12 protein-coding genes are annotated in these 15597 nt (G+C 70.2%); 4 read left to right on the forward strand and 8 right to left on the reverse strand.

Translation table 11 applies throughout. The features are described from left to right. Nucleotides 1–40 precede the first annotated feature (40 nt). On the reverse strand, nucleotides 41–535 hold the full coding sequence (pal, locus tag ACLBX9_RS11295) for a peptidoglycan-associated lipoprotein Pal (RefSeq protein WP_010685196.1): 495 nt from the start codon (nucleotides 533–535) through the stop codon (nucleotides 41–43). Between the two features lie 363 nt (nucleotides 536–898). On the opposite strand from pal, the gene ACLBX9_RS11300 reads away from it, so the two are divergent. Next, nucleotides 899–1303, forward strand: coding sequence for a response regulator (locus ACLBX9_RS11300; RefSeq protein WP_447718987.1), 405 nt, complete (start codon nucleotides 899–901; stop codon nucleotides 1301–1303). Between the two features lie 6 nt (nucleotides 1304–1309). On the opposite strand, the gene ACLBX9_RS11305 is transcribed toward ACLBX9_RS11300, so the two are convergent. Continuing rightward, nucleotides 1310–2344: a WcbI family polysaccharide biosynthesis putative acetyltransferase gene (locus ACLBX9_RS11305; protein ID WP_447718988.1), complete on the reverse strand. Its 1035-nt coding sequence runs from the start codon at nucleotides 2342–2344 to the stop codon at nucleotides 1310–1312. Between the two features lie 74 nt (nucleotides 2345–2418). On the opposite strand from ACLBX9_RS11305, the gene ACLBX9_RS11310 reads away from it, so the two are divergent. Then, on the forward strand, nucleotides 2419–3486 hold the full coding sequence (locus tag ACLBX9_RS11310) for a GSCFA domain-containing protein (RefSeq protein ID WP_447718989.1): 1068 nt from the start codon (nucleotides 2419–2421) through the stop codon (nucleotides 3484–3486). Nucleotides 3487–3512: 26 nt separating this feature from the next. On the opposite strand, the gene ACLBX9_RS11315 is transcribed toward ACLBX9_RS11310, so the two are convergent. After that, nucleotides 3513–3905, reverse strand: coding sequence for a PIN-like domain-containing protein (locus ACLBX9_RS11315; RefSeq protein ID WP_447718990.1), 393 nt, complete (start codon nucleotides 3903–3905; stop codon nucleotides 3513–3515). Then, nucleotides 3902–4615 carry a DUF433 domain-containing protein gene (locus ACLBX9_RS11320; protein ID WP_447718991.1) on the reverse strand — a complete coding sequence of 238 codons (714 nt, stop codon included), beginning with the start codon at nucleotides 4613–4615 and terminating at the stop codon, nucleotides 3902–3904. The genes ACLBX9_RS11315 and ACLBX9_RS11320 overlap by 4 nt, the downstream gene beginning before the upstream one ends. Nucleotides 4616–4749: 134 nt before the next feature. Between ACLBX9_RS11320 and ACLBX9_RS11325 the strand changes: the two genes are divergently transcribed. Together ACLBX9_RS11325 and ACLBX9_RS11330 are read left to right on the forward strand one after the other, a co-directional pair. Then, nucleotides 4750–5346 (forward strand): nitroreductase family protein, encoded by a 597-nt coding sequence (locus ACLBX9_RS11325; protein ID WP_010685192.1) that lies wholly within the window; start codon nucleotides 4750–4752, stop codon nucleotides 5344–5346. 154 nt (nucleotides 5347–5500) lie between these two features. After that, nucleotides 5501–6268 carry an SHOCT domain-containing protein gene (locus ACLBX9_RS11330; protein ID WP_447718992.1) on the forward strand — a complete coding sequence of 256 codons (768 nt, stop codon included), beginning with the start codon at nucleotides 5501–5503 and terminating at the stop codon, nucleotides 6266–6268. 233 nt (nucleotides 6269–6501) lie between these two features. Here ACLBX9_RS11330 and ACLBX9_RS11335 read toward each other — a convergent pair whose 3' ends face one another. Genes ACLBX9_RS11335 through ACLBX9_RS11350 form a run of 4 tightly spaced genes read right to left on the reverse strand, consistent with a single transcriptional unit; the run spans nucleotide 6502 to nucleotide 15504 of the window. Beyond that, nucleotides 6502–8043, reverse strand: a complete 1542-nt coding sequence (locus ACLBX9_RS11335) for an efflux transporter outer membrane subunit (protein ID WP_447718993.1) — start codon at nucleotides 8041–8043, stop codon at nucleotides 6502–6504. Further along, nucleotides 8043–11507, reverse strand: coding sequence for an efflux RND transporter permease subunit (locus ACLBX9_RS11340; protein ID WP_447718994.1), 3465 nt, complete (start codon nucleotides 11505–11507; stop codon nucleotides 8043–8045). The genes ACLBX9_RS11335 and ACLBX9_RS11340 overlap by 1 nt, the downstream gene beginning before the upstream one ends. Next, a complete protein-coding gene (locus ACLBX9_RS11345) occupies nucleotides 11504–12370 on the reverse strand; it encodes an endonuclease domain-containing protein (protein WP_447718995.1) in 867 nt (288 codons plus the stop codon). The genes ACLBX9_RS11340 and ACLBX9_RS11345 overlap by 4 nt, the downstream gene beginning before the upstream one ends. Then, on the reverse strand, nucleotides 12367–15504 hold the full coding sequence (locus tag ACLBX9_RS11350; RefSeq protein ID WP_447718996.1) for an MdtB/MuxB family multidrug efflux RND transporter permease subunit: 3138 nt from the start codon (nucleotides 15502–15504) through the stop codon (nucleotides 12367–12369). Before ACLBX9_RS11350 ends, ACLBX9_RS11345 begins: the two co-directional genes overlap by 4 nt. Between the last annotated feature and the right edge of the window lie 93 nt (nucleotides 15505–15597).

Consider the following 15597-nt stretch of genomic DNA (forward strand, 5'->3'; position numbering starts at 1 on the left):
GCGGGATCGTTCCCGCCCCCGTCGGGGGGTGCCAGGGGGCTTACGCCCCGGCGCCCCGGTCGAGCACGATCACCGCCCGGCGGTTCTGCGACCAGCAGGAGATGTCGTTGCACACCGCCACCGGCCGCTCCTTGCCGTACGACACGGTCCGCATCCGGCTCGCCGCGATGCCGCGGGTGGCGAGGTAGTCGTTCACCGCCTGGGCGCGGCGGGCACCCAGGGAGAAGTTGTATTCGCGGGTGCCGCGCTCGTCGGCATGGCCCTCGATGATGAAGGTGTAGCGCGGGTAGCGCTGCAGCCACGCGGCCTGCTTGTCGAGGGTCGCGGTCGCGGTGGGCGTCAGGTCGGTGGAATCCGACTCGAAGAAGACCCGGTCGCCGATATTGACGACGAAGTCCTGCGCGCTGCCCGGGGTCGCGGCACCCGCCCCGAACGCGGAGGCGTCGGCGAGGTCCTTGTCGTTGCTGCAGGCGCCGAGGCCGAGCGAGGCCACGAGGGCGAGGCCGAGGGCGGCGGCGCGAAAAGACTGGGCCATGATCTGGAAAAACTCCTCGAGCGGTGCCGAAGGCCGGCTGCGGGTCTTCGAGGCGGGTCCGCGTACTCCTGAGCGCCGTCTTAGGCGCGGATGGTTAAGCGACGGTTCCGCCGCCTGGGGCGGAGACGTGGTGGCGGCTCGCCCCGGTCGGTGGCGTGCGCTGTCGCACCCCGAATGCGGCGGCTGCGGGGCGTATCGGCGTGCACGGGGACGGAGTGCGGCTCCAGCGGCGATTTCAACGGCGCGGGTTGCGGCGCGGCCACACGGCGGCCCGCGCGCGGTGGTCGTCAGAGGCCGGTATTTTAAGGGTTCCTCAACCCTAATGACTTCTGAATCGCGGGTGTAAAACCCCGGACCCCTGCCATGCGACCCGCCCAGAGCGTCCTCATCGTCGAGGACAGCTACCTGCTCCTCGAGATCATCGCGAGCCTGTGCGAGACGCACGGGATCCGGGTGATCGAGGCCTCGACGGGCGAGGCGGCGCTGACGCTCCTGCGCGCGCAGGGCGCGGCAATCGACTGGCTGTTCACCGACATCCACCTGCCCGGCCTGATCGACGGCTGGACGGTGGCCCACGCCTTCCGGGCGATCCATCCGGACCGGCCGGTGGTCTACACCTCGACGGACACGAACGGCCGCAGCGGCGTGCCCGGCAGCCTGTTCCTGCGCAAGCCGTTCCAGGTGCAGGAGGTCAACCGGCTCGTGCGGATGATGGTCGACGGCCTCGGCGCCGCGCATCTCGACGCGCCGCTCCGCGCGGCGGGCTGAGCGGCCTCAGCCGCCCCGGAACAGCGCCACGATGTCCGGCGCGGCGAGCCACGCCTCCACCCGCGGGCAGGCGAGGTCGCCGGGCGGCGTCGTGTCGTAGATGGAAAAGCTCGCCGCGACGAAGCCCGGCAGGTCGTAGAGCACCGGGAAGTCGTCGCCCCGGGGCTTCGCCTTGAACAGGTACGCGCCGGTGAGACCGAAATGCTCGGCGATGGCCGGGTAGAGCGGCCAGACCACGTCCTGCGCCAGCTCGTCGCCGAGGTAATCCTCGATCTCCACGGGCTCGGGCGTCAGCCCGTTCTCCTGCAGCAGCCGCCGGGCGATGTCGCCGAGGACGTGGACCTTGGGATGGTTCATCAGGTGCATGAAGGCGCCGCGGCGCGCCCAGCGGGTCACCTCGCGCTGCAGGTCGAAACCGACGGCATCCGCCGCACCGACGAGTTCCCGCACCGCCGGGTCCCAATGGTCGAGGTAGCCGAGGCGGGCGAACACGTCCTCGCGGAACAGCGCGGCGGTGCGGCCGGCATCGAGGCCGAGCCGGTGGGCGGTGAGCGCGATCGCCGAGTGGTACTGGCCCATCGGCGACGGGGTCAGCTTCAGGGCGGCCAAGTCCGAGGCCTGACCCACGTAGACCATGTCCGGGTGGAAGGCCGAGAACACGATCGACGGGAACAGCCTGAGCCGGGGATCGGCGGCGCGCAGGGTGGCGACGTCGCCCCCCGGGATCAGCCCGGCCGGGAAGGCCTGCGAGAAGACGTGGTCGTGGGCGCGCAGGGTCCGGATCAGGCCGTCGACATGGCCGTGGTCGCGCTTCAGCGAGCCCATGGGCAGGTAGCGGACCGGGCTCCGCGGGGCGAGCAGGCGCATCGCCCGGGCGATGCCCCGCGCCTGGCAATTGCCCAGCACCGCGATGGTCGGCCCGTCACGGGTCGTGGCGGCGCGGGCGCGGTTCCGCCATGGTGTCGCCCAGGTGGGAGCCCAAGTGGTCGGCGAGAGGGTGAACGCGCTGCGGGCGCGCCGGGGCAGGTCGTTCAGGGCCACGTCGCGTGCCGGTGTCCGCGGACGGCTCAGCACCCCCGAGGGCCTGTCGCCGTCGTGAAGAAGAGGGTTCGAGGATGGCGTTGAATCCGTATACGGGTCTACCGGCCGAGCGATTCTGGCGCAAGGTCGTCACCAACGTGCCGCCTTTCGCGGTCAACCCGCATCCGAAGGACACCTTCGTGATCGCGCCGACCGACAAGGTCGCCACCGGCGGCTCCTGCTTCGCGCAGCGGGTGGCCGAGGCGGTGCGCGGCGCCGGGTTCAACTACTACCTGACCGAGCCGCCGGCCCCGGGGATGAGCGCCGAGGAGGCGAATGCCCGCCAGTTCGGCACGTTCTCGGCGCGCTACGGCAATCTCTACTACACGCGCCAGTTCGTGCAGCTGTTCGACCGGGCCTACGGCACGTTCGAGCCGGAGCTGAAGGCGTGGCTGCGCGACGACGGCCGCTACGTCGACCCATTCCGCCCGACCGTCGAGCCGGACGGCTTCGCCAGCGAGGCCGAGGTGGTGGCGGCCCGCGACGCGCATCTCGCCGAGGTGCGCCGCCTGTTCGAGACGCTCGACGTGTTCGTGCTGACCCTGGGTCTCACGGAAGGCTGGCGCTGGCGGGCCGATGGCGCGGCGCTGCCGCTCGCCCCCGGGGTCGCGGGCGGAACCTTCGACCCGGCGCTCTACGAGTGCGTGAATGCCGGGGCGGGCGAGGTGCTCGGCGACCTCAACGGCTTCCTCGACCGGCTCTGGAGCGTGAACCCGAAGGCGCGGGTGATCTTCACGGTCTCGCCGGTGCCGATGATCGCCACCTACATGGACCGGCACGTGATGGAGTCGAACAGCTACTCCAAGTCGGTGCTGCGTGTGGCGGCCGGCGAGGTGGTCGGCCGGGGCGATCCGCGGGCGGTCTACTTCCCCGCCTACGACATCGTCACGAGCAACGTGAATGCCGGGCGCTACTACAACGAGGACCAGCGCACCATCAACGACGCGGGCGTGCGCCACGTCATGCGGCTGTTCCTGGCGACCTTCGCGCGCGACCGGGTCAATGCGGCCCCGGTCCACGCCCCCGTCGATCTCGCGGCGGAGTTCGAGGGCAATGCCGGCGTGATCTGCGACGAGGAGGAGATCGAGCGCAGCGTGGCGTGAGTCACGCGACCAGCACGCGGAGACTGTTACAGCGTCCCGATCCGCGTGCTCGTAAGCGGAAGCTCGAACATCGAGCCCGGTCGGGCTCGCTCGGCGAAGGTCTCGATGCCGCTCCAGAGAGCCAGAATCCGCTCGGCCTGCTTGACGAGAGGCGCTTTGTAGAGCCCGGCCGAGAGGAAGAAGCCAATGAGCCGCGACGCGCGGAAAGCGTTAAACTCCGCCTTGTTCCGGCGGATGCGACGGTCCCAAGAGATCACCACCCAGCTGCCCTCACGGCTCAGCTCGGGAATCCACTGCAGGTCCGTCACGCCTGGTCCATAGCGATCCCGTATATGGACGATTTCATGCGTGCCTGCGAACAGAGCGGCCAGCGCCCGGGCCAGGGCTGGCGGAAGGTTCTCGTCGACGACGATCTTCACGCCACCTGCAGCGACGCTTCGAAGCGGACGGCATCGCGGACGACGTCTGCGGGAACCTCGTAAAGACGTGCGACACGCTCCACGGAACCCTCCGCCTTAACGGCATCGGAGAGGGCTACGGTCGGGACCCCGGTCCCGGAGGCGATCGGTTGACCGAAGGCGCGGCGCGGGTCGATGACGATCGAGTCCCGGCCTGCGAACGGACGCCAGCGTGTGACGACGTCGCCCTCAATGTCGAGGTCGCGGAATGTCCGCTCGAGCACGGCGCGGATGACGTACTGGCCGCGCGTCAGGTCAATCATCTCGGTCTCGCCATCGACCTTCAGACTCTCGAGGAAGATCGTGCGACCATCGGTCTTGAACCGGCGGGTCGAGAACGGGCGGGGATCCTGCACGACCTCGCGGGCCGTCCGAAGACAGCGGCGGATCACGCGCAGATCGACCTGCTCGCGCACGAAGGCTTGGACGAAGCGCAACTCGATGAGGTCGCGGAAGCCGAGTTCGAGGTGCTGGTCGTTCGCCGGCAGTTCCGGCAGCCAGAGCGGGGGCATCCGACGCTGTTGGCCGTCTAAGCTGTAGGTGTAGCCCCCAAGCCAGCGGTTGATCGTACGGGCCGGCATGCGCAGAAGCCGCGCGGCCTCGGGGGCGGTGTAGAAACCAAGCCCCAGCGCGGGCGCCTCGAAGGCGTGATTGAGCGAACGCGATAGCACCGGGAGAGCGTACCCGGAGACCGAGCCCTTCGCTACTTGCTTGGCAGGTGATCCGAGCCCAAGTTTGCCTCCGGACGGGCGTTTCGGGCAAGCTCGGCCGTCCGGGCGCCCGCGCCCTTCCGGAGACAAATCCCTTGAGCCTGCCCCCGCCCCGCCGCGCCGACCACGACATCGATCCGGTCTTCGTGAAGCGGCACTCGCCCCGCGCCTTCACGGGCGAAGCCGTGCCCGAATCCGAGCTGATGCGGATGATCGAGGCGGCGCGCTGGTCGCCCTCCGCCTACAACTCGCAGCCCTGGCGCTTCCTCTACGCGCTCCGGGGCGACGCCCACTGGGACACGTTCTTCGGCCTGCTCGTGCCCGGCAACCAGAAATGGGTCTCCGGCACCGGGGCGATTCTGTTCCTGGTCTCCAACGGGATGATGAAGGTCGGCGACGAGCTGAAGCCGTCCTACAGCCACTCCTTCGACGCAGGCACCGCCTCCCTCGCCTTCCAGCTCCAGGCGATCCACCAGGGCTGGCATGCCCACGGCATGGTCGGCTTCGACCATGTCCGCGCGCCGGAAATCCTGCGCCTGCCCGAGAACCACCGGATCGAGGCCGCCTTCGCGGTCGGCCGCAAGATCCCGGAGGCGGACCTCACCGAGGAGCAGCGCCCGCGCGAGACGCCGAACGGCCGGCGGCCGATCGGTGATTTCACCATCGCGGGCCCGTTTCCCGCCGCCAGCTGAGGCGAAACGGAACCGGCGCCTGCGACCGAGGATTGAGCTCGCATCGCAACGCCGTCGCGGCCGGGGATCATCGCCGACAGGCTGGTCCCCGGGCAGCGGGTCGCCGGTTCCGCGCGCATCCCGTCCGCCCTGCGACGTGTCCGGAGCCGACCCGATGGATCCGTCCGACAGGACCCCTGCATCCGCCGCCGTCCCGGACGAGGGCGGGTTCGACCATGCGTCAGGGCTGCGGAGCGTCGCCGAGCGTCACGGGGTCAGCCTGGACGCGGTACGCCACGTCGTGCAGGCGCTCGAGCGCGGGCACGGCACGATGGCACAGTTCGACCATCCCGACCTCGGCGGGATGGGCCAATGGTTCGCCGGCGGCATGGTGATGGTCGGCCGGATGTTCGACGACGGCCTGAAGGCCCGGGTCAAGGCCCTCTGCGACGAGCTGGCCGCGGCGCTCCCGAAGGCCGGCTTCTCGGAGGCGTCGCCGACGGCGCGGCGCGGCGGCGGCGAGTGGTGGCCGGCGGATCTCGGATCACCGGCGAGCACCGGCGCGCAGAACGGGCTGCGCTACGCGTATTTCCCCGGGCGCCGGCGGCTCGCCGTCGAATCGGGCTCGGGCGTCGCCGTCTACGACACGGGCGAACACCACATCACGGGGGTCTCCCAGGCGAACGGCACGCTCGGCTTCACCGGCCCGGCGGGTGCCGTCGATCTCGACCGCCTGCACCGCATCGAGGCCGCGGCGGCGGCCCCACGGCAGGCCGACCCGGCGCAGGCGCGGCCCGCGCCCGTCGAGGCACCCGCGCCGATGCGGCCGTCCGGGGAGGACGTGCTGGCCACCATCGAGCGGCTCGCGGACCTGCACGCGCGGGGCGTGCTCACCGAACGGGAATTTTCCGACAAGAAGGCGGAGCTGCTGGCGCGGCTTTAGGGATCTCTTCGCCGAAGCGGACGCAATCCGCGCCAACGCGCCCCCGCAGGGCGATCCCATCCATTCCCCTCATCCTGAGGTGCCGGAGCGCAGCGGGCCTCGAAGGAGAGCCCCAGGGATCGCGGTGGTTTCTGGAGGGCTCCTTCGAGGCCTCCGCTGCGCTCCGGCACCTCAGGATGAGGGGGTGGGACAGCCGAGACGTCGGTAGTAGCTCCGGAGCCGCGGCCGAGATCCTACTCGTCCGGCCGCACCGCCTGCCCGCCCCGGTCGATCGGGAGGCTCGGACCCTTCAGCTCGGAATCGCTCGGCAGCGAGCGTACGTCCCAGCCGCCGCCGAGCGCCCGGATCAGCGTCACGGCCGCGGTGAAGCGGTTCAGCCGCACCTGAAGGGCGTTGATCTCGTTGGTCACCAGCAGGCCCTGCGCGGTCACCACGGTGGTGAAGTTCTGCGTGCCGGCCCGGTACTCGTTGAGCGTGATCTCCACGGCCTTGCGCGACAGGTCGACGGCCTTGTCCTGCGCCCCCTGCTGCTGGCCGAGGATGCGGAGCGCCGCCATCTGGTTCTCGACCTCCGCGAAGGCGGCGAGCACCACCTGCCTGTAGCCGGCCACAGCGGAATCGTAGCCGGCTTCCGCCGAGCGCAGGGCGGCGGTGCGGGCGCCTCCGTCGAACAGGACCTCGCTGCCGGACGCCGCGACCGACCAGACCTGGTTCGCCGCCGACAGCAGCCCGTTGCGGGTCGCGCCCGAGATGCCGCCCTGGGCCGAGATCGTGACGGTGGGGAAGAAGGCCGCCACCGCCACGCCGATGCGCTCGCTCTGTGCCTGGACGAGGCGCTCGGCCTGGGCGACGTCCGGCCGCCGCTCCAGCAGGTCGCTCGGGATCCCGACCGGCACGCCCGGCGGGTTCCGGGCGATGCCCGCGACTGGGATCGACACCTCGGAGGGCGGCCGGCCGATCAGGGTGGCGATGGCGTTCAGGTACTGCACCCGGGTCAGGCGCACCGCGATGGCCTGGGCCTCGATGGTCTGGACCTGGGTCTGCGCGGTGATCACGTCGGAGCGCGCCGCCACGCCGGCAGCGTACTGGTTCTCGGTGATCGCCAGGGTCTTCTTGAAGTTCTCGACGTTCTCGTCAAGCACCCTCTGGAGGGAATCGGCGTAGCGCACTGTCAGGTAGTCGGCCGCCACCTCCGCCTGGATGGTCAGGCGGGTGAGCGCGATCGTGGCGGCGTCGGACTGGGCCAGCGCCGCCTCGCTCTCGATGGTGCGGCGGGTACCGCCGAACAGGTCGAGTTCCCAGCTCGCCTGACCGATCAGCGAGACGTTGGTGCGCGTGGTGCTGCCGCTGCCGGTCCGGGTGATGCTCGGCGCACCGATCACGGTCGGGTACAGGGCGGCCTGCGCGGAGGCGACGAGCGCCCGGGCCTGCCGGTAGTTGGCCACCGCCTGCCGGAGGGACTGGTTGTCCACGTCGACGAGGCGGATCAGCCGGTCGAGGGTCGGATCCCGGAAGACCCGCCACCAGTCGCCGCGCTCGACGGCATCGCTGGGCCGGGCCTCGCGCCAGCCCTTCCTCCGGGCGGCGACGTAGGCGGGGCTGTCCTCCCGGACGCCGCCCTGCTTGTAGGCGAGCGGAGTCTCCACGGAGGGCCGGGCATAATCGGGACCGACCACGCAGCCGGCGAGGAGGAGCGGCAGGCACAGGGCCGGCAGAACGGCGCGCGACACGCGCGTTCTCGCAGCCGCCGCTGTTTCACGTGAAACCGTAACCATCACTCTCCGGCCGGCATTGCCGCTTCTCCACCCCGTCCGGCGCGCCTGCGCCGGTCGAGCACCCTGTGCCGGAGGCGATCGAGGGTGAGGTAGACGACGGGGGTGGTGTAGAGGGTCAGGATCTGGCTCACAATCAACCCGCCGACGATGGCGATGCCCAGGGGACGGCGCAGCTCCGCGCCCTCGCCGTTGGCCAGGATCAGCGGCACGGCCCCCAGCATGGCCGCGAGCGTCGTCATCATGATCGGCCGGAAGCGCAGGAGACAGGCCTCGCGGATCGCGTCCACGGGATTCGCGCCCTGGGTTCGCTCGGCGTCGATGGCCACGTCGATCATCATGATCGCGTTCTTCTTCACGATGCCGATCAGGAGGAAGACCGCGATCAGCGCGATGATGGTGAAGTCGGTGCCGGTCACCAGCAGGGCCAGCACCGCGCCGACGCCCGCCGACGGCAGGGTCGAGAGGATCGTGAGCGGGTGCACGAAGCTCTCGTACAGGATGCCCAGCACCGCGTAGACCGCCAGGATCGCCGCCAGGATCAGCAGCGGCTGGCGCGAGGCCGAGGCCACGTAGTTCTTGGCCGCGCCCGCGTACTCGCCGTGGATCGTCGCCGGCAGGTGCAGGGAGGCCATGGCCCGGTCGATGGCGTCGGTGGCGTCCGACAGGCTCTTGCCCGGGGCGAGGTTGAACGAGATCGTGGTCGCCACGAACAGGCCCTGGTGGCTGACCTGCGTAGGCGCGTTGCCGGGCTCGATCCGCGCGAAGGCCGAGAGCGGGATCATCGTCTCCTTGGCGGCCGAGACCGGCGCGCTCGACGAGGCGCCGCCCTTCGAGGCCGCGATGGCGTTGGACGAGGCGTTGCGCGCCGAATCCGACGCGATGGCGGCGGCGTTCGAGGCGGTGTCGGCCGTGCTGGTGGATGCCGCGGCGGTCGCGGCCGCGGCGCCGCCGGGGCTGCCCGAGCTGCCACCCACCGCGCCGGAGCCGGCGGCGGCCCCCGCGGCAGCCTGCGACGCGCTCCCCGGGCTGCTGGTGCCGGTGGCCGCGTTGGTGTTGACGCTGCCCCCCGCCGCCACCGTGCCGGCCACCGCGTTGGTGGTCGCGGAGCCCGCCGCGTTGCCGCCCGAGGTCGAGACGTAGATCTGCTTCAGCGTCTCCGGCGACTCCAGGTAGCGCGGCGCGATCTCCATCACCACGTGGTACTGGTTCAGCGGGTTGTAGATCGTCGAGACCTGCCGCTGGCCGAAGGCGTCGTAGAGGGTGTTGTCGATCTTGTTCGGCGTGATGCCGTAGCGGAACGCGGTGTTGCGGTCGATCACCACCCGGCTCTCGAGCCCACCCTCCTGCTGATCGGAGGTCACGTCCGCGAAGGTCGGGTCCTTCTGGAGGGCCGCCACCAGCTTCGGGGCGGCGGCGAACAGCTCCTCGGGGGTGTCGCCCTGGAGGGTGTACTGATACTGGGCGAAGCTCTGACGGCCGCCCATCTGCAGGTCCTGCCGGGGGAAGACGTAGAGCCGGGCGCCCGCGACCTGGGCGAGCTTCGGCCGCAGCCGGGCCATCACGGCGGAGATCGGCGCCCGCTCGTTGAGGGGCTTCAGGCCGATGAACACGTTGGCCGAGTTGGTGCCGCGCCCGCCCGTGAAGCCGACCACGCTCTCGATCGCCGGATCGGCGCCGACGATCGACGTCGCCTGCTTGAGCTTCTGCTCCATGGACTGGAACGAGATGCGCTGGTCGGCCTGGATGCCGCCCATCATCTGGCCGGTGTCCTGCTCGGGGAAGAAGCCCTTCGGGACGATGATGTAGAGGTAGACGTTCAGCCCGACCGTGGCGAGCAGGGTCAGGAGCACGAGGCGCGGATGGGCGAGCGCCACCTCGAGCGTGCGTCCGTAGGCGTCGAGCAGCCGGGTGAAGCCGCCCTCCAGCATCCGGATCAGCCAGTTCGGCCGGCGGCCCGAGGGGGGGGCACCGTTGGTCCCATGCCCCTCGGCGCGCAGCAGCCGGGCGCACATCATCGGGGTGGTGGTGAGCGACAGGACCAGCGAGATCAGGATCGACAGCGACAGGGTCACCGAGAATTCCTGGAAGATGCGGCCGACGAGGCCGCCCATCAGCAGGATCGGCAGGAACACCGCGATGAGCGACAGGCTCATCGAGATCACCGTGAACCCGACCTCCCGCGCCCCGATCAGCGCCGCCTGGAGCCGGGGCTTGCCCTCCTCGATGTGGCGCTGGACGTTCTCCAGCACCACGATGGCGTCGTCGACCACGAAGCCGGTGCCGATGATCAGCGCGGTCAGCGACAGGATGTTGAGCGAGTAGCCGAGCAGGTACATCGCCGAGAAGGTGCCGATGATCGAGATCGGCACGGCCACCGCCGGGACCAGGGTGGCCCGCCAGGAGCGCAGGAAGGCGAAGACCACCAGGATGACGAGGCCGACCGCCACCAGCAGGGTCTCCTCGGTGGCCGAGAGCGAGGCGCGGATCGTGGCGCTGCGGTCACCGGTGAGCTTGATGTCGATGCCGCCGGGGAGCGCCGCGGTGATCTGCGGCAGGGCCTCCTTCACGGCCTTGATGGTCTCGACCACGTTGGCGCCGGGCTGCTTGTAGACGAACAGCAGCACGCCGGGCTTGCCGTTGACGATGCCGAGGTTGCGCTTGTCCTCGACCCCGTCGAGCACCTGCCCGACATCGGTGAGCTTCACCGCGGCGCCGTTGCGGTAGGCCACGATGATGTCGCGGTAATCGGCGGCCTTGCGGCCCTGGTCGTTGGCGTAGAGCTGGTAGCGGCGGTCCCCGGCGTCGATCTCGCCCTTGGGCGAGTTGGCGTTGGCGGAGGCGAGCGCCGCCCGGATGCCCTCGAGGCCGATCCCGTAGTTGAACAGGGCGGTGGGATCGAGCTCGACCCGCACCGCCGGCAGGGACGAGCCGCCGATATCGACGTTGCCGACGCCGGGCAGCTGGGAGAGCTTCTGCTGCACGACGGTGGCGGCGGAATCGTAGACCTGACCGCGGGTCAGGGTCTCCGAGGTCATGCCGAGGATGATGATCGGCGTGTCGGCGGGGTTGAACTTGCGGTAGGTCGGATTCTGCCGGAGCGCGGTCGGCAGGTCGGCGCGGGCCGCGTTGATGGCGGCCTGGACGTCGCGGGCGGCGCCGTCGATGTCGCGGTTGAGGCCGAACAGCAGCACGATCCGGGTCGAGCCCAGGGTGTTGGTGGACGTCATCTCGTTGACGTCCGCGATGGCGCCGAGCCGCCGTTCAAGCGGCGCCGCCACCGTGGTGGCCATGGTGTCGGGGGAGGCCCCGGCCATCTGGGCCTGGACGAGGATCACGGGGAAGTCGATCTGCGGCAGCGGCGCCACCGGCAGCTTCAGGAAGGCGAACAGCCCGGCGAGAAGCACGCCGATCGTGAGCAGCGTGGTCGCCACCGGCCGCCGGATGAACGGCTCGGAGATGTTCACGGGATGGGGCTCCCGTGGGCTGGAGCAGGTTCGTCGGAAGAGGCGCAATCGATTCCGTGCATCCCCCTCCCCCCTCTGCGGGGGAGGGTGGCCCCTGCGTTAGCAGGGGTCGGGTCGGGACGAAGTCCCGCAAGAGGGGACGCGGCTTCAGGAGCAGGCGCGGCCTGCATGACAGACGCAGCCTTTTCCTGAACCGTCGCTCCCCTCTCCCCCCCTGCTTCGCAGGGTACCCTCCCCCGCAGAGGGGGGAGGGAGGAGCCATGGCCTGTCTTTGTCGCGACGGCTTCAGCGACTTGGTCGAGAACCAAACCGAGATTGCTGAGAACAAGCTCGTTCGGGAAGCGCAGAACCGCGAACCCCTGGCTCTTCAGCCAAGCATCCCGTTTCGCATCCCGCTGTCGGCGCGCCTCGGTCTCGTGCGGTTCGCCGTCCAGCTCGACGATCAGCCGTGCGGAGGCGCAGAGGAAATCCGCGATGTAGGGCGGGATCGGCACCTGCCGCCGGAATTTCAGGCCGCGGAAGCGCCCGCCGCGCACCTGCTGCCAGACGGCGTCCTCGGCCCGCGTGTAGGATTGCCGCTGCTCCCGGGCGAAGGCGCGCAGGCGCGGATCGGGCCTGCCGGGGCGCCCCTCGTTCCGAGGTGTCCCTGAGTGGGACCTGCCACGCGCCCTCCCTCCCCCCTCTGCGGGGGAGGGTGGCCCCCGAAGGGGGTCGGGAGAGGGGAGCGACGCCTCCGGAAAGGTCGCGACAGGTTCCATATCCTGAACCGTCGCGCTGCCCCTCTCCCGACCCCTGCTCACGCAGGGGCCACCCTCCCCCGCAGAGGGGGGAGGGGGAGCTGCGGGATCGTCCCGCCTCATCATGGCAGAACCTCACCACTCTCCAACCCGGACTCCCGCCGCCCGGAAATCCGCCGCTCCAGCCGGTCGAACGCCAGGTAGATCACCGGCGTGGTGAACAGCGTCAGCACCTGGCTGACGATCAGGCCGCCCGCGATGCAGATGCCGAGCGGCTGGCGCAGCTCCGAGCCCACTCCGGTGCCGAGGATCAGCGGCACCGCGGCGAAGAGCGCCGCCAGCGTCGTCATCAGGATCGGCCGGAAGCGCAGCAGGCAGGCCTGGAAGATCGCCTCCCGGGGCTCCAGCCCGTCCTCGCGCTCCGCCTGGAGCGCGAAGTCGATCATCATGATGGCGTTCTTCTTCACGATGCCGATCAAGAGCACGATGCCGATCACCGCGATGATGTCGAGCGACAGCCCGAACAGCATCAGGCCGAGCAGCGCTCCGATCCCCGCCGACGGCAGGGTCGAGAGGATCGTGATCGGGTGGATGAAGCTCTCGTAGAGCACGCCCAGCACGATGTAGACCGTGACGATCGCCGCCAGCACGAGGAACAGCTCGTTGCCGAGCGCCGACTGGAAGGCGAAGACCGAGCCCTGCGGCACCACCCGGAACGAGGGCGGCAGGCCGATCTCGGCCTTGACCTTATCGATCGCCTCGACTGCCTGGCCGAGCGCCGCGCCGGGCGCGAGGTTGAAGGACACGGTGGTGGCCGGAAACTGGCCGAGATGCGAGATCAGCAGCGGCGCCCGCCGCTCGCTGATCCGCGCCACCGCGGAGAGCGGGACCTGCCCGTTCGCCGCCGTCGAGGAGGGCAGGTAGATCGCGTCGAGGCTGCGGAGCGTCGTGTGCAGCTTCGGATCCGCCTCCAGGATCACCCGGTACTGGTTGGACTGGGTGAAGATCGTCGAGATGATCCGCTGCCCGAAGGCGTCGTAGAGGGCGTTGTCGATGGTGGCGGGGGTGATGCCGTAGCGGCCGGCGGTGGGCCGGTCGATCGTCACGTAGGCGGCGAGCCCCTGGCCCTGGTGGTCGCTCGCCACGTCCATCACCACGGGCGATTGCGCCAGCGCCTCGGTGAAGCGCGGCACCCAGGTCTCGAAATCGTCGATGTTCGGGCTCTCCAGGATCACCTGGTACTGGGTTGCCGAGACGGCGGTGTCGATGGTCAGGTCCTGGACCGGCTGCATGTAGAGCCGCATGCCGGGCTCGTTCGCGGCCGCCGCCGAGATCCGCCGGATGATCGCGCTGGCGGACGCCGAGCGCGCGTCCCGGGGCTTCAGGTTGATCAGCATCCGGCCGGAATTCAGCGTGACGTTCTGGCCGTCGACGCCGATGAAGGACGACAGGCTCGCCACGTCCGGGTCCTTCAGGACGATCTCGGCCATGCGCTGCTGGCGCTCGGCCATGGCGGCGTAGGAGACCGACTGGTCGGCCTGGGTGATGCCCTGGATCACGCCCGTGTCCTGCACGGGGAAGAAGCCCTTCGGGATCACCGCGAACAGGTAGATGGTGAGCGCGAGCGTGCCGAGCGCCACCAGCAGCGTCAGGCCCTGGTGGTTCAGGACGATCCGCAGGGAGCGGCCGTAGGATTCGATCGTGCCGTCGATGGCGCGCCGGCCGAGGCGGGAGAGCACGCCCTCCCGGCGTTGGGCCGCCTCCGGCACGTGCTTCAGGAGCCGGGCGCAGAGCATCGGCACCAGGGTCAGCGACACCACCGCCGAGATGATGATGGTCGCCGCCAGGGTGATGGCGAATTCGTGGAACAGCCGCCCGACCACGTCGCCCATGAACAGGAGCGGGATCAGCACGGCGATCAGCGAGACGGTCAGCGAGATGATCGTGAAGCCGATCTCGCGGGAGCCCTTGAGCGCCGCCTCCAGGGGGGAGATGCCGGCCTCCGAGTCGCTGCCCTCCACGTGCCGGGCGATATTCTCGATCACCACGATGGCGTCGTCGACCACGAAGCCGGTGGCGATGGTGAGCGCCATCAGCGACAGGTTGTCGAGGGAGAAGCCGTACAGGTCCATCACCGAGAGGGCGCCGACCAGCGACAGGGGCACCGACAGGCTCGGGATCAGGGTCGCCGACAGGCTGCGCAGGAACAGGAAGATCACCAGCACGACGAGGGCGATAGCGAGGCCGAGCTCGAACTGCACGTCCTCCACGGAGGCGCGGATCGTGGTGGTCCGGTCGGTCAGCGGCGCCACCGCGACGGCGGCCGGCAGGCTCGCCTGGAGCTGCGGCAGCAGCGACTTGATCTTGTCGACGGTGGCGATGACGTTGGCGCCGGGCTGGCGCTGGATGTTGAGGATCACCGCCGGCGTCGCGTCGGCCCAGGCGCCGAGCTTGGTGTTCTCCGGCCCCTCGACCACGTCGGCCACCTCCGAGAGCATCACCGGGGCGCCGTTGCGGTAGGCGATGATCGCCGAATCGTAGGCCTTGGGGTCGCGGATCTGGTCGTTGGCGTTGATCGCGTAGGACTGCTTCGGCCCGTCGATCGTGCCCTTGGGCGTGTTGACGTTGAGGTTGGTGATGGTGGTGCGCAGGTCGTCGATGTTGAGCCCGTAGGCGGCGAGCGCCCGCGCGTTGAACCGCACCCGCACGGCCGGGCGCTGGCCGCCCGAGATGCTCACCAGCCCGACGCCCGCCACCTGGCTGATCTTCTGAGCGAGGCGCGACTCCGCGAGGTCGCGCACCTGGGTGAGCGGCAGGGTCTTCGAGGTCAGCGCCAGCGTCAGCACGGGCGCGTCGGCCGGGTTGACCTTGGCGTAGATCGGCGGCGCCGGCAGGTCGGAGGGGAGCAGATTGCCGGCGGCGTTGATCGCCGCCTGGACCTGCTGCTCGGCGATGTCCAGGGGCAGATCGAGGCTGAACTGAAGCGTGATGACCGAGGCGCCCGCCGAGGATTGCGAGGTCATCTGGTTGAGGTTGGCGAGCTGGCCGAACTGCCGCTCCAGGGGCGCGGTGACCGAGGAGGTCATCACCTCGGGGCTGGCGCCGGGATAGAAGGTCTGGACCTGTATCGTCGGGTAGTCGACCGCCGGCAGCGCCGAGACCGGCAGGTTCAGGTACGACACGCCGCCGACGATCAGGATCGCCAGCATCAGCAGCGTCGTGGCCACCGGGCGCAGGATGAACAGGCGGGACGGGTTCATGACGCGCTCCCGTTCTCCCTCCCCCCTCTGCGGGGGAGGGTACCCTGCGCAGCAGGGGGGGAGAGGGGAGCGACGGCGCAGGAGAGGGCGCCG

The sequence above is a fragment of the Methylobacterium sp. A49B genome, assembly GCF_053346215.1.